The following is a 21,514-nucleotide window of genomic DNA, read 5'->3' on the forward strand; positions in this document are numbered from 1 at the left end:
TTAATTCACAATAACATAACTATTAGTTTATCTTTTGATTGGTGGAGGCGAACCTTGCTATTTCTTAATTGGATAAATCCTGTTTGACCTTTTCAAATCCGAAACGGTCAATTAGATTTCCTAGGCGTTCATAACTCTTTGCATGTTCTTTATAATAATTAATAATCTTATCAACCAACGGCAAAACATCCTCTTGCGGCACATTTTCAGCTAATATATTTGCCAGCCGTGGTTTGATGCCGGCATTACCGCCAATCATGATTGTGTATCCTTTCGGGGTACCCATAATTCCTAAATCCCTGACCGATGGTTCACTACAAGAATTCGCACAGCCAGCAACACTCATTTTAAATTTAGATGGTAAATCCATACCATGATATTTTTCATCCAGCTCAAAACCTAATGTTACAGCATCCTGTTGGGCCCGTTTACAGAAATGGGTTGCCGGACAAATTTTTATGCTGCGTACGCACAAACCAATAGCATGTCCTTTTTTCATGCCCAGCTCTCCCCACACCTGGTCAATCTTATCTTCCTCAATGCCGACAATGGCAATGCGCTGCGCACTTGTAAGTTTTAAAGCCTGGGCACCATACTTTTCCGCCACATCCACAATTTTACGCATCAGATTGAAATCTAAAATAACCCCTCCGGGTATATGCGGTGCCACAGCATAGGTTCTTTTGTCCCGTTGCAATACAGCACCTTTTTCCAACATATCACGTTTTGTCTCTTGTCTTATTTCCATAATATCTCCTCCATGATAAAATGTTGACGCGTACAGTATCTCCCAATACTATTTTGTACAAAAATAATTTTAAAAAACATCCCCTATCTATCTGAGTACGAAAGTAATGAAGCCCTTGGCACCTCCGATTGGAAGGCGCAAGGGCTAAAAATAAATAAGCTGCCCCCGATAAAATTTCGAGAGCAGCTGCATACGGCATAAGTTTTTTTAAGGGGTCCCACTTTAAGGGTTCAGACTACAAGGTAGTCTGTTTTTTTATTGGCATCAGGTAACCGCAGACAGCTCCCATTTGCCAAGCGGGAACTATTATAAAAAGGTTTTTCCCAATGTATCAGCTGCCAATAATGCATTATACAGTTCTTCCGGAGTCACATCCCCAAGCATATTATGAATGGATTCCCCTGGCATACATGCTTTTTCTGCAGCAATGTGAACTCTTTTTACATCCTTGACGCCGACTTGCGCTAAAGTTACAGGTAAGCCAACAGATATACAGAATTCAATTACTTCCGCAATTTCTTCCATAGGAGCGTTTTCAATAATCAACTGCGCTATCGTGCCAAATGCCACTAAATCTCCGTGCATAGTTGATTCACATTCTTCTAAAGCGGTAAAGCCGTTATATACAGAATGGGAGACCGCCAGGCCACCATTATCTGCTCCCACACCGCTTAAATAGGTATTTGCCTCAATGATATTTTCCACTGCCGGAGTTAAAATACCCTGTTCAACTGCCAATTTTGCTTTATAGCCATCCGCAAAAAGTGTTTCATAGCAAAGCTTGCAAAGAGCCATTGCTGATTTAGTGATTCCCCCATTTTCGAGGCTGGGCGAATTTGTTTTTAAGCAGGCTCTTGCTTCAAAATAGGTGCCTAAAGCATCTCCCATTCCTGCCACTAAAAATTTTACCGGTGCTGCGGCAATAATGGAAGAATCTACAATGACTGCCTCCGGATTTTTCGGATAAAAAATATATTTGCAAAATGAGCCGTCATCGTTGTAAATTACAGAAAGGCCTGTGCAGGGAGCATCGGTAGCTGCTACTGTAGGCATAACTACCACCGGCAAATTTTCATAATATGCGGTAGCTTTGGCAGTGTCTATGGCACTTCCGCCGCCAATTGCACATACAACTTGAATTTTATTTTCTTTTACAATTCTTCTCATTCTTTCAATTTCGCCCGTAGAACTGATCCCGTTAAACACTTCAAACATAATTTTAACAGTTTTGTTTTCAAAGCTTTTTTCAATTTTTGGCTTGGCTATTTTGTAGCCGCTGCGGCTACACACAAACAAAAAAGAAGATCCCAAATCTTTGGTGTTTTCATAGGCTTCAAACAAAGCATCTTTTCCCTGTACATACTTAGCAGGTGCTCTCATTAATTTCAACATAACAGCATCGTCTCCTAGAAATTTATTTTGTGTAAAAATTCACGTATAAACAAACAGTAACTCACGATTTACTTACTTGTATTTTAGCACTCTTTCCCCCTGATTTTTAATGAAAAAATTAGCAAATTGCACTTGCTAAGTATTGCGGTGATTTTATATTATCCTTTTCCCTGTCGCTTAGAGTTATTCAACATATTCGTACAGCACAACACTTTCGATATTATTGACAAATCTTCTTAGCTCTTTTGCCTGTTGCTTGGTAATTTCTCCAGCCTCAAACATTTTGATGATTTCTGAGCGTTCTATGTCTATTACCATCATGCGCAGGTCTTCTTTTTGCTGTTTTTTCTCTTCACTGCTTTGTCTAGCCGGCTTCTCCAGTCGCACAATCATTCGTTTATAGTCTTGCATGACCGAATAAACCATATTGGCCCGATCATCTTTCTGGGCATAACTTTCCAAAAAATCATAAGTGGCCTGCAGTGCCTTTAGCTGGATGTCATCGCTGATACGTAATTTAGCGGCAGCCAAAGCCCCGGCCGTTTTACCGGAACTTCCCCTGTAACGCCTCCAGTTTCTGATCATCCTGCCAATAAGATACACTAACCCGGAGTTTATATTGGCGGAAAGAGCTTCTTCCCGGCGGTCAAGCGATTTTTCAAATGACTCAAATACCGCTTCACTCATCTCATGCTGGGCCATGACAGCATGTATATATTCTCTTTCTTTTCTCAATGCCATTAACCGTATTTCGGATGTCTTTATGTCATGCGGCATTTCTTCTGATCGGAGATGCCTGAGCCTGATCTTATATTCATCAATCAATTCATAAGCTGCGAATCGATTTTCATCATTCATTTCCAGTCGAATTTGTTTAATCGCTTCCAGCAGAATTTTCCTTTTCGGTTCGCCTAACTCTATTTCCTCCCCTGCCTCTGTTACGCTGGCTTCTCTTTTGCTCAAAACTGGCAAAAACAGTGTTGCCACGATTAAAGTGAAAAGAATGACACCGGCAGCGAGAAAGAGAATGAGCGACCGCTGCGGAAATTCATCTCCATTCGCTAAAAAATAGGGTATGGAAAGAACGCCTGCCATAGTAACGGCGCCCCGGACTCCGGTCAGACTGATCATCAAATTCGTCTGGAAATCAGGCTTAACAACATTTTTCGCTTTACTGGTATAATAATCAACATAAAAAAATAGATAGGACCAGATAAAGCGGATGCCTAAAATAACCGCTCCGATTACGACCGCATGGCCGATGATCCGGTAGTTGTTTAGATTCGGATCTGCCACTGCTTCAGCCATTGATGAAGGAATGTTTAATCCTAATAATAGGAATACCACTCCATTTAGCACAAACAAAACGATGGACCAGATGTTCTCTGTCAATACCTGCTCTTCCGCAATCATGGTTTCCGTCTGTTCTCTCACCAGGGCATGAACAATCCCGGCTGCTACTACACCAATCACGCCGGAAGCGTGCAAAAAATCTTCCGTAATAAGATAGATGGCAAATGGCGTCAGTATCTGCAGCAGCGAATGAAAGGTTACGTCGACGATGCCTTGTCTGCGTAGCGCAAACCGTAGCCAGACTATCAGAAAGCCCAGAGTCAGGCCTGCTATCGCCCCTGCCAAAAATTTGTAAGAAAAGTTCAGAATTGCCTCATTCAGTAAAAAATAGCCTGTTACGACTGCCGTTATTGCGTAATTGAAGGCAACTAGTCCTGATGCATCATTGATTAAAGATTCTCCCCGTACGAGCGACAATACCTTCTGGGGAATGTGGATACGTTTGGCAATCCCGTTCACAGCCACAGGATCCGTGGGTGATAAAATAGCCGCCAAGGCAAAGGCCGCAGTTAGCGGAATGCCGGGTATTATCCAGTGAATAAAGTAGCCGCCGCCTAACGTTGTTAAAATAACTAGAATAATAGCATTACCTAGGATCGGTAACCGCATTTCCCACAATTCCTCCCGTGGAAAACGACTTCCGTCGTTATATAACAACGGCGCGACGAACAGAAGCAAAAAACTTTCCGTTTCTATTTTAAATGAAATATCCTTAAGTATAACTGCAAGCACGATGCCAGTAGCGATTTGAGTAAGTGCTGTCGGCACCGACGGAACGTAATGGCTGACGATATTGGAAAATAGCAGGCAGAAAAGCAACAGCAATATTGTTATTAATATATCCATTTCTGTTCTCCATTCCTATACACGGGATAGCCCAAAGGCCAGCTCCATTTGCTCATCCATTTCCAGAAAATTTCGCAAACGGCCTTTTCATATCTGCCTCTATAAGCAATGCGCCCTTATTTACAAAATCTCTATGCAAACTGGCCCTAACTGACTGGGTAACACTCTTTTATCTACATCTATTATAACAAAATTCACCACTCTATCATACATTTTAAGTCGAGCCATTCATACGTTGCTCTTTCCAAATAGAGCAACTACCCTTTTTGCATGCTTTGCCGTGTGACAAAAACCAGCTAACTGAAGTCAAGCCCTAAACTAAAAAAATCTTATACTTTTTCTTCCCTTGGTTATCTTGTGTTACTCTCCTTGTGGCAAGCAGTCAGGCATACCAGGATTTCATTAGAAGTCTTTGCAGTTTGTGGACCGTATTTCCATCGCCACGCTCAGAGGCTTGGTAAATGCGCTTTTGGAGCTTAAAGACTACCCTTTTAACTTTCTTCCAGGGTATGGTCTTCCATTCATACATCGGTTTTGATGTAGCTGCGCAAACTATTTGCGAAAAAGTCTCACACTTTTTGCGAAAACTTTCCTATATTATATACAGAAATAGCCGCCATAAAGGCGGCTATTTTTCGTAGTGCAAATACCATGCTCTCCTTCTTTACGCGGTGCACAATAATCGTTTCTGCGCTATATGAACATTATAACTTTCTTTTTCAATCCCAATAAAATGTCTATTTAATTTTTGAGCTGCTACTAACGTGGTTCCCGACCCGGCAAAGGGATCAAGAATAATGCTCTCTTCTGGAACAATCTGAATTAGATTTTCCATTAATTCAGTCGGCTTACCGGTTAAATGGAACTTATCTTTCTGTTTAACCGAAATCCTAAAGCACCCTGGCCATGGGCCACCATGCACTGCTTTAGGACAATTCCCTTTCGTTCCCCATAAAACATATTCACATTGATGCCTAAAGTATCCTTTATGGGGTGCCCGACTGCCTTCCGTCTTATCCCAAGCCACCGTTCCACGCCAGATAATATTTCCAAACTGCAGCGCATCGCTAGCCATTGGCAGTTGCCTCCAGTCGGAGAACATTAAAAAATAGCCGCCTGGCTTGAGAATACGATGACACTCCGAAATCCACATTGTGCACCAGTGCAGCCATGACCGTGCATCTCTATTGTCCCCTCAAAAGCTAGGGCGGTTAACTATTTTATTATTTGATTGTTGATATTTTTCAACAGGGTCTTTTGAGCGTTCCGCATGAGACAGTCCACCACTTGAATAAGGTGGATCTGTAATAACTGCTTCAACACTATTTCCTGGAATTTTACTGAGAATATCAAGGCAATCTCCCTGTAGTATCTGATTAATAAATTCTTTCATGCATCCTCCTTATATACGAACATTTGTTTCAGTATAACTCCGACGCATGAATGATGTCAAAGCAAAATAATATTTACTTCGTCAATAGATACGAACCGACTACAGTACCAATAATCCACTCAATCCGCTCCTTTTTCCGAGCGGATTTTTCTTTGTCCATTTCTTTTTGGTGCACTTTGGCCTGCTTCTCAAGCTCCTGGTTTGCTATCAGCCTAGCCTGGGCATTGGCCATATCAGTAACGTCAATTTTAGTAGTAGACATTGTAGAAAATCTGAGTTCACCATTTTCACCGATTTTTACATCAGGTTGCCCGGTCAAATTTGGGACCTCTGTTTCTTGTCCATTCACAATCGCGATAACTTTTCCTTGTCTCTCCACGAATTGCAAAACAGCACCTTGGGTGCTGGGAGTCTGAACAACTACCTCCCGGATTGTTTCAGTATTTGTGTGGACTACTTGAGGGGGTAAAGTGATTGTCTGGGTCTGTGGAGCAGTTTCTTTTTGCGCTTGATCGATTATTTGTTGCTTCCACTGTTGGTATTCCTGGTGGCCGAAATACAATAGGGCCAGCACAGCGGCCAGCCCTATCAGGTATTTCCAGTTTGATTTTAAGAAAGTAATAGCACTCTGTTTGACTCCGTCAATATTCATGATGCCACCTGCCAATCCGTAACGCCGCGAGCAATTGCAGCAGCAAATTTTCTTTTTCCTTCCAAACTTGCCAGAATAGCCTCTTCAGCCGGGTTCGAAATGAAAGCCAGTTCCACAAGCACCGCTGGCGCATCAGTGTGTATAAGCACGTACAGCCCGGCCTCTTTGTCAACGTCGCCATCACTCCAGTCGGATCGCACCGGAAGCTGTGGAAAGTCTCCTGTCATTTGATCCATGATGAGTGACGCTAGACCATCTGCCCTGGTAAGACCACGGCTGGTGTATATCTCCATGCCGGTAGACGTTTCAGAAAATGAGTTACAATGGATGCTTACAACAGCATCAGCGCCCCAGTCATTGGCCTGGTCACAAATGTCCTGCAGGCTGTCAGACTGGTACACCATGACTTCACAACCGGCAGCACGGAGATAATCTGCTGCAATATTACCAACGTCAAATGTAACGTCACTTTCGCGCAGTCCGGACGGGCCGACCGCTCCCGGATCAGGGGTGCCATTAGGCGCATGACCTTGATTGATAAAAATTTTAGACATTCTTCTTTTCCTCCTTGTGCAGGTCCGGCGTATCCGTAGCCTGCTGTATTTTTCGAATCGCTGCCACTTCAGCGTCAATTAGCCAACCTATCAGTACCTTAGGTACGATAATCCTGCGCCAGCCTAAAATATCCATGACTGCTTGAATTGCTGCCGCTCGTTTTTCGTGGTTCTCCATGTCGTCAGCGTGCCGATCCAGCTCATAGATAATTTTTTGCAGGCCGTCTTTGGCCTTGCCTGTCGGCAGTCCACGATACACTATGTGAATGACCAGTACCAGAACTAAAGCCGCCAGGATAGTCCCAGCGGCCGCAATGGCGATTTGAAATTCTGACATATTATTGATATCCCCCTTTCCAAAATGATGAAATAAGCCTGTACAGCTCCGCCGACTAGACCACCGACTAAGCCAGCAGCAGCATAAATCCCGGCAATCATCCCCACCCCCAAAATATAGGCATAAAAATAACCGCTCATTAGCGGCATGGTTCGCGCGACATATAATCACCCCAAATAAAAATAGAGCCTTATCGGCTTTACTTATCATTAATATTTGCCTGTAATTTTCAGTATAGAATCCGTATTAATATTTACCCCGTTATCAGAAGATACTACTATCTGAAATTTAACATCCTTGCCGTGAGAAAAAGAATAGCTGCGCGAAAAGAAATGGTTTAATGCTGTCCCTGCCTCCAGTATAACGGTGTCTGCTAAAATGGTTGACCACGTTGAATATGGCGCATACGAAGTGCAGAGATAAACATTTACCCTGGTTTTTAATGATGCGCTTATATTTTGCATCACAAGGTAATAGTTAAGGGTAATAAAGTCATGTATAGGAGTAGTGAACACACCATCAGTTACTAACTCATTATATTGGGCGTATAATATTGAACCGCCTGTAGCCCATAAAAGCGTCCATTCAGCAGTAATGTTTGTTACTGCTGTCGCATGTTTTTCCACATAAAACGCGGGTTGATTATACTTGTCTGCACTATTTCCATCAGGCAAGCGATTGCCAATCACTTGTAGTTTACTAGCAGTACCATTGTAACCATGATAAAAAACGACATTATCTCCATTGATAAAATTGTCTGCTATTTTATTGTAGCCGCCACCCTCGGCGTATACATTGTTATAGCTTAAATGACTGCCGCCCACAATAAATATGCCCTTGCTATCTTTGATGTGAATATCGCCATAATAAAAATGGCATCCATTAAAGGTGTGACCATTTTTTACCCCATCTGTTTCAAGAGCATACCGCGTATTGTGGTTAAATGTACAGCCCGTAAATGATCCATGAGCATCATTACCACCGGCAATCACGCGACAGCCATCAACATTGTCATTAAACATTGAATTGGCAATGTGAGCGTTACCCGATGCAATGCTTACCCCAATTTTTCCTTTTGTGGCAGTAAGGGACGAAACTTGCACATATTCAGCACCGGACAAACATTCAAGATTGCAGTAGTTGTAGTCTACTTCACCGCCCAACACCTTAACTGAATGCCCGTGCACAGGTGACGCACCAAGACTTAAAATTTGAATTCCCTTACTGTCAAACCCTCTAATCTTTGGATTAGTAATCCAAACGTCCGAACTAGATGCTATAACAATTCCTTTTCTCGTTCCTTCCGTCGACGCAGTTGTATATCCAGTAACATTGCCACCGTACAAGTTTGGCTTATCAATGATTACACCGGATACCCCCCCGCTAATGGTAAATAGCACACCAGCAGCACCAGCGGCTTGCGTGATAACACCATAATAAAATTCCATTTTTAAATTAGTTGGAACAACAAGATTGGTTGCGGTGAAATTTCCCATTGTGACCATTAATACCGAATTATTAGCCGCACACCAATCCATAGCCTCTTGAATCTTAGTTGTTTCATCACCGCTACCAATACACCAAATGCGAATATCTGCTTTTGGTAACTTCGCTTTAATATCCCCAAGTTTCGCCACATTTTTATAATTTGAAAAACTAATTGGGATTACTTCCCACGTAACAGTTCCGTCAACTATTGTTTGCCCAATCGCTGGCCAAGATGGTTCTATCGTACCACTTGTACCGCCGACTGTGCACTCCATGTAGGCGTAGTTAACGGCAGAAGCTGAGTAGCGAATGTCGCCAACGGCGTAGGTGTAGGTGGGCTGCCAAAGATTTATTCCTATTTTGCCTAAATCCGGCTTGTTTTTTAAATTACCATAGTCAATCAGTGCCCCATCAATACCACCGCTATGAGTATGCGTAATAAGATTTTTCAATGTCGGCCTTTCATCTAAAATATCGCTCTGCAATATTGAAGTAGTATTGGCACGCACCGTAACTTGCGCTAGGCTCACCCAGTCATTCGGCACAGTAGGGGCTGCAGGACTGGAGGCGGCAACACCGGGAACTACCATAAAATCAATGCTTCCAGCCACTCGCGTCATCACTGTTTTTTGCGTGACCTGCCGGGAAACCGTATCAGCCATTACGTTCCGTGTTTCTGGCATGTCAGGCAACTCCCTATACTGTGCACAAATACGATCAATCCGGTTATAGCTGGGATGTGCCGCCGTGACCGTGAGCGCCGGGTCAAGATTGACGGTGAGCTGCCCCTGCTGACCGGACTGGTATATGCGCCCCGGCTTTACATAGACCGTCATATTGGGCACTGACTGGGCAGTGACTTCCAATCCTAAAACTGCCGTATTCTGATTAAAAAAGTCATAGATAAACAGCTTAAATGCGTCACTGATGTATCCTGATTGCCTAATAAAATCCTCCATAAGGATTTCCGAGAATGGACTGAAATTCACCTTGTCCACGCGATCACCTCACTGTAAAAATTCAACAAACACCTGGGTACCGGCAGGCTGTACGAGATGCACTGCGGTCAGTACATCATCACGGGTCAAGGCCCGTTTGGTATCGACCGTTGATGAAAAGAAAAAACTGCGTCCATAAAAGGCGGCGGCATTAAAATAGCTCAGCCCGGCTCCGCCGCGATAATCACCAGCCAGGCGCACCCGCACATAACCGGTATAGGAGGTATCTTCCAAGGTTCCTAGCCGCGCGCAATACACTCCGCTTCCATCAGTAGCCGCCGCCGTGTCCTCTTCCTGTTTCGGCACATAAAAAAAGCCGGCATTCCAGTACGCCGTGTCACGAATTGGCTCAAATATTTCTACCGGGTAACGTCCAGCTATGGTCTTTACCGCCTGCCGAATTGCTTTTCGGATTACCCGAACGCGAAATAGCGTCAGGATAAGCCGTGCCCGGAAAGCTTCATCCGATTCCAATGTTTGCCGCCTAAGCCGGGCAAGATCCCACGCCCAGCGGTCCAACCATTCACCTGTAGCCGTCATGAGGTATATTTGATCTACCATATAATTGATGCCATTTTCCACAGCATCAATTACCTGCTGTATCGCATAGGCGAGTGTGTATAATATCGTACCTGGATGAATGGCGTCTTCCCCAAACCAAGTTAAATAACGGAGAATCTTCATACGATCACAACCTTTTCGCTGGTTGTTCTCAGAAGTTCGTCTTCTGCCGGCATAATATCCTCAATTGGGGCAATTACCCGAACGTTCTCCACGCCATCAATTGCACGGGCCAGATAGATTAAGTCAGACAAATACAAAGGTTGCGCCATTTTTAAAGCATTCACATATTTTACAATGGCGCTTCGAACATCCAGTTTTAATTCATCAGCATTTATTACATCGGTATAACAAATCACCTGCACCTGGGCCGTGAAATCCCGCAGCTTAGCTGTATCGACAATATAATGTACCGTAAATGCCCGGTAATCTTCTAATACAGCCCGAACGGACTGCAGCAGGGTTTCATTAGCCACACCACTGCCGTCGTCAATGTAGATGGTAAACCAACCTTTGGACGGATAATTCTCTTTAAGAGTAACCGACTTAACACCCTTGACAGTAGAGGCGGCATAAGCAATGGCCGGACCGGTGCCACGGCTCAGGGAATCAAAATAATCCGGTACCCGGTTGACATAGTCTTCATCACTTTCAATATCTGCGCCGCCGCCCATGAGCTTGATCTTGCCCCATTCCAAGCCGCTGATTGCAATTCCGGACTGCTTCAGCACCGTGCCTGCCGGCAGATTGTAGTCGCTGCCTACATCAGCGGCCTGGGCTTCGATATCCACCGTGCTGTCGCCTATGTTCAAGATGGCGTCTTTTTGCGTAATGTACTGCAATTCGCCAGATTCGTCCTGAAAGATGGTTCCGGCTGATATGAGTATACTCAACGGTGACGGCGAGTCACGTCCAGCGGTAATCAGGCCGTAGGCAGCGCTGCCCTCAATGCGCGGCATCCCAAAATCATTCAATCGCCGGTCAATCCACTCCCCTTGCGAGGTACTGAGAAAAAAACGGTACACAAAAAACTGCAGCTGATACCATACTTCTTCGGTAATGGCCGCCACAGCTTCCAGGATGGTTCTAAGCGCCGAGCCGACATTGAAGTCGGTGAGCTTACCGCCTTCGCCTACGAATGTAAATAAATCTTTGAGTATATCCTGAAACTTTTTAAACACTGCCTGTCACCTCTTCAGGTGCATAATCCCATATCAGGTTATCCTGCCGGCCGTCTATCACCTGGTACACAATGGTGAAAATCACATAGCGCTCTTGCTGTACCGCCTCATAAGTCACACTGACAACGCTGCTCCGTGGATCATCATTAATGGCTTCCCGGATGGTGGCCACAGCCTCCAAATACCAGGTATCCGTCATTAAATCGGACAGGATATCCCAAATACCGCAGCCATATTTCGGGTGTGCCCATAGCTCTCCCTTGCGGGTATTTAGACGCTTGGTGAGCGCTTGGCGCACCGTGCTTACATCATCAATACGCGCAACATCACCGGTCTGCGATTGTTTAAGATCGCTGCTGCCGGTTGATGTTAATAAACTCAGACTGCCATCCAGTGCAATATCTACACCCAGTTTCGAATTCGCCAAACTTTCACCCCCCAATAAAAACATTCGGCGAAGCGGACGTATGACTGCCGGGCTGTCCGCAGATCTGACAGGTAGTCGCGTCACCGATCCGGGTAGCAGGGTGACCGTTGATCATTACAGTAGCGGACCCGGCGACACTTTCAAAAATCCCGCCATGCGGACAATTGGTCGGTCCGCTATCGCCTTTTCGGTGCAGCGGCAGGCCATTTACAAATACATTTGGGCTGGCTTCCTGATTGGTACCGGACCGCCCATGCGGACAACAAGGCAAACCGGGATTGCAAATACCGGTCGTGCCGTCCCCGCGCCGTGTAACTGCTGGCATACAATCACCTCAGTTAATATTTACTTTAACGCCATTAAGAGTTAAGACCCCTTTGGCTTCGAGAAGCACATTGCCGGCCTGGTCAAAGCGGAGAACAGACCCCGACTCGTGCACCAGCGTCAGGTTATCACCTTCTGCCGGTGCCGGATCGCACTCCTCGGAATAAAGGCGGCAGACAACAATCCCATTGTTTAAGTCCCCATTCGGAAAATCAACCAGCACTTCATTGCCGACATGCGGTCTAGCCCATAGTCCCCATCCGGCCCCAACATACTGACTGCCCACCCGGATAAAATCCGTCTCAATACCAAGCAGCGGCAAAAATACTTTTACCCGATAGTTTTCATTCACACTAGTAACAATGCCGCACTGTGGGAAAACATCCTGACGCGGCTGCTTTCGGTTCATAGCTTTCCTCCTACATCGTCCGTTCCTGGTAGTTGTATAAATCCTTCCGGTATTGTGCAGCGCTGTCCGGGCGCTGCGAGGTTAAAGCAGCTTCTGTGAAAAATCCGCTCGATTTTGATAAACTATGTCGGACTCTTTCAATGTAATAGCTTGTATCGAAGCGGCCACAACCTTTCACTGACACCATCTTCTCCGGCATCATAAGGGGAGAACCAGCAACCTTGACCGGCTCAGCCGTAACTACCACCCGTGACCATTCTTTCAGACGTTTTTCGGCAATTTGGTCGGCCAATTCTTTGGTCTTGGCCTTCGGATCATAAATAACCCGTTTTTTCTCTCCATATTTGTCTATAAGCTCCTGGTTTTTGGCCTCACCTTCAACCAGACCTTTCTTTTTTCCCAGCCAGTGCCGGACAACTACGTAGTTAATGACACCAACCAGTGAATCATCCAGTTGTATCGCCAAAGCGTTGGACTTGGCTTGCTGTCGGTAATTAATTTCAGCAATAATCGTATCATCAAGCTCGCTGCGCGGCCCAAAATATAACGTCTTATTACGCTTGACATAACAGACGAAACCCTCACGGTCAGCCAGTTCCTGCAATATTTCCCATTCCTTACGGTCTTTGTACATATCCTTTTCGATTATAATTTCAGTTGGCGTTACCTGTGGAGTTAAGCCATGTTTTTCGGCCAGCATAGTGGCAATCTGTGCTGCCGTTCGTTCAGCAAAGGCAACGGAGAACTCGGTATCAATGAGCCTGGCCGAATAGTCCCGGCCTACCAGTTGCACCGTCATCTGCTCACCAAAATAAGGCCGTACCCCGTCAATTTTGCCGGTAAAAACATGGGTAAGTTGATCCTTGGTCCAATGATACGGATCAGCCACCGAACCCAGCCAAAAAGAAATCTCCTGCTCTTTCCGCAAGTAATCGGAAAGCAGGAGATCATTCCTTAAGGTACAGTCAAAGGTATCGGCTGCCACATAGAGCGATAGTTCCAGATTTAAATTGAGGATATCCGACCATTTAACGGCCAATGGTTCATTCGTATCCGGGTCAATCACTTCAATCCAACAGCGATGACTCACGCTATCACCTCTCGTTAACTTTCAAATAGTCCGACGATGCTGCCGGCAGCTGCGCCATTTGTTCATCAAGCAACGTCTGCAGTTCGGCTAGGTTAGTTGTATCCGGCACCCGGATTGTCTTAGTACCTGCCGGAATAATACTGCTCGGCAGACGGTTGATCTGAGCCAGTATAATCCACTGGTGCGGGCTTCCCAGTACATCGGTAGCAATAGAACGCAGCGTGTCACCCGGTAAAACTGTCCGCAAGGCAAGCTGCTGAATCAATTCTTCGGTGCGTGGACTTAGGCTCTGTTGCTGAGCCAAGGCCACCAGCTCCTGGGCTAATGGAATTGTAGTTTGTACCTTTTGCAAGGCTTGTTTCAGTTCCTGCCGGTTGGCCGGCGTCGATACCCTGCCCACCGAATTATTGACAGTTGCCGTCGTTTTATCAAAGGCATATTTAACATCTTTAATCTGCTGTTTCATATTGGCTATTGGGCTTTTGACCGCTTTCATCACGCTCAGATAGTTTTTTCGGGCAGTATACAGGCTTTCCTGTACACTTTGCGCCGCTTTTGATACGTTATTGACAACTTTCATGGCCTTGTTAATATCGTCTTTGAGCTTTTCCAAACCGGTCTTGGCTTTGGTGATTTTATTGGTTTTGGCTTTTTGCTGCGGGTCTTTTTTGTCATAGTCCGACTCTAGCCGTACCAGTTCAATGTCATAGCGAACCTTATCGGCTCGATAATACTGGTAGGAATAGCTTTTGATCAGCACCCGGCAGGAGATGTCTTCAAACAGAAAGAGGAAGCCGCTTTTTTCATCACCGGTGTCGATATTTTTTACGCTGTCATAGTACTCCTGCAGCGCCTGCGCCTGCTCATAGGCAATTTTTCCATTAGTATCGGTGCCGTAGAAGATACCATTCCAGCGGACGGTGCGTTCCTCCCGGCCCATGTCCTGATACCGTGGCCGGTCACCGGGAACATCATATTTCACCTGTACCCGTAGGCCGGTGAAGTCAATTTTGCGCTCCGGGGGAATGGTGATTTTAATATCACCTAAAACAATTTCCATTGCCATCACCAACTAAATTTAGGATTATAGTCATCACCTTTATATTTACCCGGCAAATCCAGATCGGCAACAAAACGGTTGGCATCATTCGTAGTCGGCACGTTGACACTAACATTGTTTGTCACATTATTAGTATTACTGCGATTGCCGCCGCCAACGAAAGGAGTATTGCCTCCTCCGGGCCAGTCAGGGTTTAAGTCCACGCCCCGGATCGACCCGTTAAAGGCAAGGCGCTGCGATAACCCCAGGGCTTCCCGGACCCGGTCAATAAACCCACCAGCCCGTTCCATCGCGGAACTGATCCAGCCGGTAATATTGTTCCATGTCCGTCTTCCCCAGTCACCGACTGCATTCCATACGTTGATGCATTTATCGCGGAAGCCCATAAAGTTGGTATTCCAGGCCCAAATCGCGGCCGCAATAATAGCCGTTACCCCGAGGATGATCCAGCCTACCGGTCCCATGGCAATTAGCCAGCCGGCACCGATACGTCCAGCCGCCACTATCCACTGAACGACAAACCGGCTGACCCAGCCGCTGATCTTGCCCAGCCAAGGAAAAGCCCATTGGGCACCTTTCCAAAGCGATTCAAAGACTCCTCCGCCCATCGACCGGAAGTAAGAAAAAGCATCCCGCAACCCGACAAGCCGAATGACCAGCCTGCCGATCCAGCCCGCGACTCCCATAACATCACCGGCGAAACCGAGTGTAAATGCTCTTAAAAGTAAAAACACCATGGAACCCATTTTCAACATTCCCAGTGTGGTAAGTATCCACATGATACCTTTTACCACCGCCGGATTGGCTTCCGACCAGGCGCGTGTTTTATTGATCGCTTCGGTAACTCCATCTAGGCGCTCTGAAACAAAACTTCCAATAGGATTACCGGATTCAGCAGAGAAGTTCGAAAGGCTGCCCATCATGTTTTCGAATCTTCCCCATAAATTACTACTCTGTGTCGCAATTCGATCTCTAAGAGGCATAGCCTTTGCTATGTTTTCCCCAACATCTTCCCAACTTCCCTTACCACCTTGCATGATCGCCATAGCCGCACGCCCACCTTGTTCACCAAAAATCTTATGGAGATATTTTAATTGATCATCCGGTCGCAAGTCCTTCAGTGACACTCGCATAATGTCAATGACTTCCTGCATTTTTTTGATTTTTCCGGTCGTGGCATCAAAAAAGACACTTCGGCCAGATTCAGTTAACCAGCCCAGACTCTCCATATATAAGCGCTGTTGTTTAGTCTGCGGAATTAGTCGCTGCAGCATGTCGGCATAGTTTGTACCTGCCGTACTGCCGTCCAGCCCGCGATTATTTAGTACGGCTAACGCCTGGGCCGTTTCAGTAACAGATTGACCCAGCTGCGCTGCCGCTCCAGCAGAATATTTAAAACCCTCCTGCAAGGAACTGATACTGGCGGTAGAAGCCCCATCGACTCTATTAATCATGTCCGCGACATCCTTCATTTGCTGACCCGTCAACTGATAAGCGTTTGAAACTTTCACCATCGCTTCAGCCGATTGTTCAATAGGCACTTTACCAGCCTGCGCCAAATAGATTGCAGCCTCACTAAGGCCAGTATATGTGTCTTTTAGACTTGCACCGCCTTTAATTAGTGTAGTCATGCCGTCATAGGATTCCCGTGTAGTAAAACGGGTTAAATCCCCTAAACGTTTTGCCTCAACTGACGCCTTTTGCAAATCTTCCTGCATTTGAAGTATTGGAATACTCGAATCATAGGCTGCAATTTTTAAATCAGTAAAACTATCTTCCACCTTGGCAAAATCGGTAACTGTCTTGATCACAGGAGCAAGAAGGGCCGCTCCTTCAGCCCCTTGTTCCATTGCCGCAGAACGAGCATTTTGCGCCTGATTGCGATACTGCTTGGCAGTTTCCTCAATCCGTTTAACACGAATGGTTACATCAATTTCCTGATTCAAGGTACCCAATTGTTGCTTAAAGCTTTGCACCTGACGCATGGCGCTTTGTACTCCCGGCCCCATACAGTTGACGGCCTCTAACATCATAGCTACCGTAAAGGAAACATTCACCGATTTCACCCACCCGCATTATTTTCTTGATCTTCTCTTTCTTTATCGCACGCCCATTCCAGCGTCATAAATAATGCTTCCCGTTCGATGTCACTGAAACTTAGCCACTCACGGTAGCTGCAGGCATGGCCGTACTTTGCAACTTGGATGAATCGGTAGAGGTCAGTTTGCTCAACAAAAAACTTGCTGCTTCCTTCACCTTGTTTTTCCGTTCCTCCGTCATACCAAACAGTTCTTGTCGCACCGCCATATAATAGTCCAAATCACTACTCGACATATCTTCAAACATGCTCCGGTAATCGCCATTGACGGCCACGCCATTCTCTTCCACGATGCACTTCACCGCCAGGATGCTGTCAATAAGCAGCGTGGCGGATGCCATATTGTCAATCGTCATCTTTTGCGCCTGAATCACATTAGCCCGGTCACGCCCCCGGCCTTCGCGAAAACTAATTGTTTTGCCGCTGGGTAATTCCAGCGGTCCAAATATTTGATTATCCATAACAGGAACACTCCTTTTAAAATAGAATTAATAATTAGAATTATATGGAGGTGATTTCCATTTGAAGAAATTTGTTATTTTATTGATTTTATCCTTATTTCTTTTGGGTTGCGGATCTTCCGAGCCAGCTAAGCCATCCGTACAGGTTGGCGGTAATGCTATAATCGCTGTTGATTCTTTTTCGGGAACAACTGAAGAAAATGAGACAGAACTGATCCGGTATGCAAATGCAAAAAATGAAGATGCAATTAGACGGATGTTAACTGATGGGCGAGCTTTCCTTGTCGATAAAGGAGATAAAGTTACAGTCATAGAACGTGGACCAATGAAAACCAAAATCGAAATGCTGTCAGGTCCATATAAAGGATCAAGAGGATATATTGCATCAGAACATGTAAAAGCGGAATGAGACAGGTCAAAAACCTGCCTCATTTTTTTATGCTTCCGAGATTCCTTCAGCCTTGAAATTCATATCTTTCTCCACCACGCCCTTACCGGCCTTGATGGCAATATTCAGCTCATTGAACTTACAATCCTCCAGCTTGATTCGGCCTAACAGACCTTTCGTCGGCGCATCTACCGTGGCCGTGATGGTAAACCGGAGACTGCTCAACGTGCTTTGTCCGCGCCGGATCGATGACTGCCCATAGAGCCGGCTGATAATATCCAGGCTCACCCAGCCACGCTTCAGCTTGCCGGTGATTTTTATATCACCGTCCAGCAGCATTGCTGTCCGACTGCCGGTTAACCAGTACTCCTCATCTTCGTCCTGGATTTTAAATTCCATTTCCTGATATTCACCAACGAATTCGGGGCCGTTCGGCCCCATAACACTGATGGATATGTCAAAGCCCTGTACCGGCCTTTGATCGTTGAAACGCTGCAAGTCAAATTGATCAAACTTAAATTTTTCCAATGCCTATTCACCTCCTACGCAGTGGCGCTCGGCAGCTCGCGTTTGATTTTCATGATAATAAAATCAGCCGCATATAGCGGCTTCCAGCGGACGATGAACGTCAAAATCCGAGCAATAATGTTTTCATCGGGATTGGTCTGGCTGTTGCAAAGCGTCGGTAAATATCCCTTGATAAACCCAAGCTTCTGCTGGGTGCGCAGGTAAGCATCAGCCTGAGTGGCAATTGCATCCCATAGAGGCGTGTCATGATCTTCTGATATGGCCCACTGCATGGAATTGTATAATTCCATTTCCATCTTATCCTGCTGACGCCGGATATTCGTTTGATTCCAGGCCGTATCCGAGGATAGAGTCACACCGTTTCTTACCCTGAAACCCCGGTTCGGCACTAGGGTTATAGGGCTTATCCTGGCCAGTGTAAGCACTTTGACTTCCGCATACTTAAAATCATTCTCTAATTTTCTGATACCTAAAATCTGTTTATTAGATGGGGACTTGCACGGGTTTAATGCAGCCAGGCGGCCGGCATAGTAGCCATCTGGCGCGACAAATATATCGTCATCCGTCTCATCGGCCGGTGTCACCCATGGATAGGTAAATATCCCCCGACCGTCAGCAGTATCCAGCGTTTGCGTCTGTACACAAACCGCATCCACGCCAAATCCAGGCGGAGAATTCAGAATTGGAATTCTCAGACCTTCCTCAATATCGCAGTTTTCTGCCCAGGCAATGAGTGCCTGGTGTATCGACGAACTATATTGCTGCGCGCAGAGCGCCAGGCCGCACTGCACCGGCTCCAGCGCTTTCAAGCCGGTACGCTTGCCGCTCTCCGTGATTGTACCAATATAGTCTTCGTCTGTGACCGCTGCGCCGTCATTGCCGCCTGTCAGAGGAACGTCGGCTATAACCTTGGGAAGCTTGGTTGCCCCGGTCGCCTTTGTCAACGTTACTACATTCTTGCTCAGCGGCAAACGGTCCAGACTTACCGACTTAAATGTATCGGTATTTTCTCCATCGGTTACGATGATATCTACCTTAGTCCCGTTGGCAACCACTGTAGCTTTCAGGTCATCTCCCCAAACGCCGACACTGATTGCCGTAATAACAATGCTATCTGCCGGCGTGGCTTGATCATCCTTTAGTGTCACACTGGCTGCCTTTGCGCCTTCGCCCACGATACGGACAATACGCAAATCATTAGCGCCATTGTCAAAGCAACCCTTTACCGACTTAGGTCCAGTCAGGCCAGGCTTGTCTATGCCAAAAATCTTGGTGTATTGTATATCATCGCCAATAGTAGTCGGCGTATTGACCGGCCCTTTTTTAAATGTTCCCACTATACCAATGCCTGCCAGGCTCAGTTGTTGTACTGACCTTGTGCCGACATCGGACTCATCCACCTGCATACTGGGAACAATAAATTCCATAGCCAAAACACTTCAACTCCTTTCTATGAAATATCCACGGTTTCCCCGTTAACATCCAAAACAATCTTACTAACTTTGACCGCCTCATTGTCTGCGTCAAACTGCCAGGTTACAGACTGCAATATACCAGTTTCCGGTCCATGTCCTGCCAGCCACTCAATGCCGCTGCCGTCCTCCGCAAGCCGGTAATCGACACCCAGCAAATAGCCCGGAATGTCAACAATCGAAACAACCGGCGTAATCGGCAGCGGCGACACCGTCCCCGGCCCGGTCATAATGACTGCCATAGTAAAGGTCCGGTAAGGGGAAAGGCGCTCGGCGTAAAAGGTTGCATCAAACGAAATAACGGCGATATGCAAGTCCTTATGCTCATCCGCCGTTACATATTGCGTTTTACCGACAAAGCTGGAATCAATTAACCCATCCATCGTATAATTGGCCGCCAGGCACCGCCGGATATTGCCAGCAAACTGCTGGATTTGGCGTTCTCCATATTCCAGGCGCTGTTCGTCACTGCGCCGATCGGCGGCAGACAGTTCCTTGTTATCCACCGATGCATATATTTTCAGGCTGGCCTTGCCTTCATCCAGGGAACGCGTATACTCTGAATACGCTTCCTCCTCGCAGCCCACGCTGACCGTCCGTTTCGGTCCAGGGATTAGACCGTTCACCTTATGCCAGTAGCGCACATTCAAAAGGCTTGGCTCTTTTTTCAGAACTTCAACCGTTTTATCAATAATAGTCTCAATCAACGCGGTATCATCTCCCCACTTACGGCATCAAGAGCAATTCGGGCCAGCAGCGGGACTTCACCAGGCGGCACGTTTAGGTAATCCCGTTTGGGAATCGTGACGCTTTGGAGCTTTAGTAGCCGGTTGCCGCAGGGCACCAGCAAAGCGCCGGCTTTTTTCGGGCGAATCACGCCGCCCAGTGCGTGAATCCGGGCATACGGCTTGGCACCTGTCGGTCCGGCAAGCACCTTGCCATCCTCAGCCGCATAATTCATGGAGTCTTTCAGTTCTCCTGACCCAGACAGAATTTTATTACCCATGGCTTTCAGAGATTCCCGGCGCAGGATTGACGCCCGGCCTTTGGTTTTCGCATTCTGATAGCGCTTAGTCCCTTTGGCCCGATCCTGGGCGCTGATCGCCAGGTTAGCTTGCGTGATCGGGCTGCGCGGTTTCCATTTAGTAGGTCTACCTTCGGCTTCGAAATTGCGGTCAATGATTCCCACCATGGCCGCACCCAGTTTTTGCATGACCGGCTTTAGCCGCCGGCCCCGTGCTTCCATGGAACGCAGGACATTAGAAATAGTCTCTATTCCCTTGGTTTCGACTTTGATTTCAATCCGGTCTACCATCGCCCCAGCACCTTTTCCATTTCGCTTGGCCGGGGCGTAGTCGTGCGCATAGCCGGTCTAGCCAGTTCTGCCGGCTCGACAGGGGGAGGGGGCGCATACGCAACGCCCTCCATCCCGTCCAGCAGTGCATTATCCAAAATATCCTGCAAATCGGCTTCAGCTCGCTTGATTAGCACCTCGGCCAGATACGGCTCATTTTTTTCAGCGCGGTTGGAATAGTCCTTTTCAATGGCAAAGCCGGCGGCAAAGCAGGTGGCTATACTGCAAATAATAGGCGGTACAGGGTCTGTAAAGGGAACCTTGTACCGCTTTCTTAATTTGGTGTCGATCCGGGCCTGCGCATCAGCAATTGCTTGCGAAACATCAAAATCCGGTTCGTTATCCAGTCTTGACTTTCCTAAAACTAACTCGGCTGTTGTGTATGCCACCAGAATCACCT

Annotated in this window: 25 protein-coding genes and 1 pseudogene; 1 reads left to right on the forward strand and 25 read right to left on the reverse strand. The window is 46.4% G+C overall.

The genetic code is table 11. From position 1 onward, the window contains the following. Nucleotides 1-64: 64 nt before the first annotated feature. The 20 genes and pseudogenes from SALPA_RS08695 to SALPA_RS08780 form a co-directional block, all read right to left on the reverse strand. The gene (locus tag SALPA_RS08695) at nucleotides 65-748 is read right to left on the reverse strand and encodes an NAD(P)/FAD-dependent oxidoreductase (RefSeq protein ID WP_145092397.1); all 684 of its coding nucleotides are present in this window, start codon (nucleotides 746-748) and stop codon (nucleotides 65-67) included. Nucleotides 749-1,054: 306 nt separating this feature from the next. Next, nucleotides 1,055-2,140 carry a glycerol dehydrogenase gene (locus SALPA_RS08700; RefSeq protein WP_145092400.1) on the reverse strand — a complete coding sequence of 362 codons (1,086 nt, stop codon included), beginning with the start codon at nucleotides 2,138-2,140 and terminating at the stop codon, nucleotides 1,055-1,057. 183 nt (nucleotides 2,141-2,323) lie between these two features. Then, nucleotides 2,324-4,339, reverse strand: coding sequence for a Na+/H+ antiporter (locus tag SALPA_RS08705; RefSeq protein ID WP_145092403.1), 2,016 nt, complete (start codon nucleotides 4,337-4,339; stop codon nucleotides 2,324-2,326). 382 nt (nucleotides 4,340-4,721) lie between these two features. Further along, nucleotides 4,722-4,868 (reverse strand): reverse transcriptase N-terminal domain-containing protein, encoded by a 147-nt coding sequence (locus tag SALPA_RS33190; protein ID WP_145092405.1) that lies wholly within the window; start codon nucleotides 4,866-4,868, stop codon nucleotides 4,722-4,724. A gap of 135 nt (nucleotides 4,869-5,003) precedes the next feature. Then, nucleotides 5,004-5,519, reverse strand: a pseudogene (locus tag SALPA_RS08715) (site-specific DNA-methyltransferase); the annotation flags it as partial. A 15-nt stretch (nucleotides 5,520-5,534) separates the two neighbouring features. Next, nucleotides 5,535-5,732, reverse strand: a complete 198-nt coding sequence (locus tag SALPA_RS30235; RefSeq protein WP_222427920.1) for a hypothetical protein — start codon at nucleotides 5,730-5,732, stop codon at nucleotides 5,535-5,537. Between the two features lie 73 nt (nucleotides 5,733-5,805). After that, complete coding sequence (locus SALPA_RS08720) at nucleotides 5,806-6,384, reverse strand: hypothetical protein (protein WP_255451064.1); 579 nt, start codon at nucleotides 6,382-6,384, stop codon at nucleotides 5,806-5,808. Further along, complete coding sequence (locus SALPA_RS08725) at nucleotides 6,381-6,938, reverse strand: N-acetylmuramoyl-L-alanine amidase (RefSeq protein ID WP_145092408.1); 558 nt, start codon at nucleotides 6,936-6,938, stop codon at nucleotides 6,381-6,383. The genes SALPA_RS08720 and SALPA_RS08725 overlap by 4 nt, the downstream gene beginning before the upstream one ends. After that, nucleotides 6,931-7,275: a hypothetical protein gene (locus SALPA_RS08730; RefSeq protein WP_145092409.1), complete on the reverse strand. Its 345-nt coding sequence runs from the start codon at nucleotides 7,273-7,275 to the stop codon at nucleotides 6,931-6,933. Before SALPA_RS08730 ends, SALPA_RS08725 begins: the two co-directional genes overlap by 8 nt. Further along, nucleotides 7,221-7,424, reverse strand: coding sequence for a hypothetical protein (locus SALPA_RS30240; protein ID WP_222427921.1), 204 nt, complete (start codon nucleotides 7,422-7,424; stop codon nucleotides 7,221-7,223). The genes SALPA_RS08730 and SALPA_RS30240 overlap by 55 nt, the downstream gene beginning before the upstream one ends. 60 nt (nucleotides 7,425-7,484) lie before the next feature. After that, complete coding sequence (locus tag SALPA_RS08735) at nucleotides 7,485-9,761, reverse strand: hypothetical protein (RefSeq protein ID WP_145092412.1); 2,277 nt, start codon at nucleotides 9,759-9,761, stop codon at nucleotides 7,485-7,487. A gap of 9 nt (nucleotides 9,762-9,770) precedes the next feature. After that, a complete protein-coding gene (locus SALPA_RS08740; RefSeq protein WP_145092415.1) occupies nucleotides 9,771-10,445 on the reverse strand; it encodes a hypothetical protein in 675 nt (224 codons plus the stop codon). Beyond that, nucleotides 10,442-11,503 carry a baseplate J/gp47 family protein gene (locus SALPA_RS08745; protein WP_145092417.1) on the reverse strand — a complete coding sequence of 354 codons (1,062 nt, stop codon included), beginning with the start codon at nucleotides 11,501-11,503 and terminating at the stop codon, nucleotides 10,442-10,444. The genes SALPA_RS08740 and SALPA_RS08745 overlap by 4 nt, the downstream gene beginning before the upstream one ends. Continuing rightward, nucleotides 11,496-11,930 (reverse strand): GPW/gp25 family protein, encoded by a 435-nt coding sequence (locus SALPA_RS08750; RefSeq protein WP_186450984.1) that lies wholly within the window; start codon nucleotides 11,928-11,930, stop codon nucleotides 11,496-11,498. Before SALPA_RS08750 ends, SALPA_RS08745 begins: the two co-directional genes overlap by 8 nt. A gap of 4 nt (nucleotides 11,931-11,934) precedes the next feature. Then, nucleotides 11,935-12,255 (reverse strand): PAAR domain-containing protein, encoded by a 321-nt coding sequence (locus SALPA_RS08755; protein ID WP_145092423.1) that lies wholly within the window; start codon nucleotides 12,253-12,255, stop codon nucleotides 11,935-11,937. A 9-nt stretch (nucleotides 12,256-12,264) separates the two neighbouring features. Beyond that, nucleotides 12,265-12,663: a phage baseplate assembly protein V gene (locus SALPA_RS08760; protein ID WP_145092426.1), complete on the reverse strand. Its 399-nt coding sequence runs from the start codon at nucleotides 12,661-12,663 to the stop codon at nucleotides 12,265-12,267. Between the two features lie 10 nt (nucleotides 12,664-12,673). Beyond that, nucleotides 12,674-13,753: a phage late control D family protein gene (locus SALPA_RS08765; RefSeq protein WP_222427922.1), complete on the reverse strand. Its 1,080-nt coding sequence runs from the start codon at nucleotides 13,751-13,753 to the stop codon at nucleotides 12,674-12,676. A gap of 4 nt (nucleotides 13,754-13,757) precedes the next feature. After that, nucleotides 13,758-14,813, reverse strand: a complete 1,056-nt coding sequence (locus tag SALPA_RS08770; RefSeq protein WP_145092429.1) for a hypothetical protein — start codon at nucleotides 14,811-14,813, stop codon at nucleotides 13,758-13,760. A gap of 5 nt (nucleotides 14,814-14,818) precedes the next feature. Then, entirely contained in the window at nucleotides 14,819-16,870 is a 2,052-nt protein-coding gene (locus SALPA_RS08775) for a phage tail tape measure protein (RefSeq protein WP_145092432.1), read from the reverse strand. Nucleotides 16,871-16,970: 100 nt separating this feature from the next. Further along, nucleotides 16,971-17,372: a hypothetical protein gene (locus SALPA_RS08780; RefSeq protein WP_145092434.1), complete on the reverse strand. Its 402-nt coding sequence runs from the start codon at nucleotides 17,370-17,372 to the stop codon at nucleotides 16,971-16,973. A gap of 61 nt (nucleotides 17,373-17,433) precedes the next feature. On the opposite strand from SALPA_RS08780, the gene SALPA_RS08785 reads away from it, so the two are divergent. Continuing rightward, entirely contained in the window at nucleotides 17,434-17,781 is a 348-nt protein-coding gene (locus tag SALPA_RS08785) for a hypothetical protein (RefSeq protein WP_145092437.1), read from the forward strand. 27 nt (nucleotides 17,782-17,808) lie between these two features. Here SALPA_RS08785 and SALPA_RS08790 read toward each other — a convergent pair whose 3' ends face one another. From SALPA_RS08790 to SALPA_RS08810, 5 genes are read right to left on the reverse strand one after another with little or no spacing between them, the layout of a single operon-like run. Further along, nucleotides 17,809-18,288 carry a phage tail tube protein gene (locus SALPA_RS08790; RefSeq protein WP_222427923.1) on the reverse strand — a complete coding sequence of 160 codons (480 nt, stop codon included), beginning with the start codon at nucleotides 18,286-18,288 and terminating at the stop codon, nucleotides 17,809-17,811. A gap of 14 nt (nucleotides 18,289-18,302) precedes the next feature. Next, nucleotides 18,303-19,715, reverse strand: coding sequence for a phage tail sheath subtilisin-like domain-containing protein (locus SALPA_RS08795; protein WP_255451408.1), 1,413 nt, complete (start codon nucleotides 19,713-19,715; stop codon nucleotides 18,303-18,305). 23 nt (nucleotides 19,716-19,738) lie between these two features. After that, nucleotides 19,739-20,467, reverse strand: coding sequence for a hypothetical protein (locus SALPA_RS08800; protein ID WP_145092442.1), 729 nt, complete (start codon nucleotides 20,465-20,467; stop codon nucleotides 19,739-19,741). Next, a complete protein-coding gene (locus SALPA_RS08805) occupies nucleotides 20,464-21,075 on the reverse strand; it encodes a phage virion morphogenesis protein (RefSeq protein ID WP_145092445.1) in 612 nt (203 codons plus the stop codon). The genes SALPA_RS08800 and SALPA_RS08805 overlap by 4 nt, the downstream gene beginning before the upstream one ends. Then, nucleotides 21,069-21,503 carry a phage protein Gp36 family protein gene (locus tag SALPA_RS08810; RefSeq protein WP_186450985.1) on the reverse strand — a complete coding sequence of 145 codons (435 nt, stop codon included), beginning with the start codon at nucleotides 21,501-21,503 and terminating at the stop codon, nucleotides 21,069-21,071. The genes SALPA_RS08805 and SALPA_RS08810 overlap by 7 nt, the downstream gene beginning before the upstream one ends. Between the last annotated feature and the right edge of the window lie 11 nt (nucleotides 21,504-21,514).

It is taken from the genome of Sporomusa sp. KB1 (genome assembly GCF_007830295.1).
GTDB lineage: Bacteria > Bacillota > Negativicutes > Sporomusales > Sporomusaceae > Sporomusa.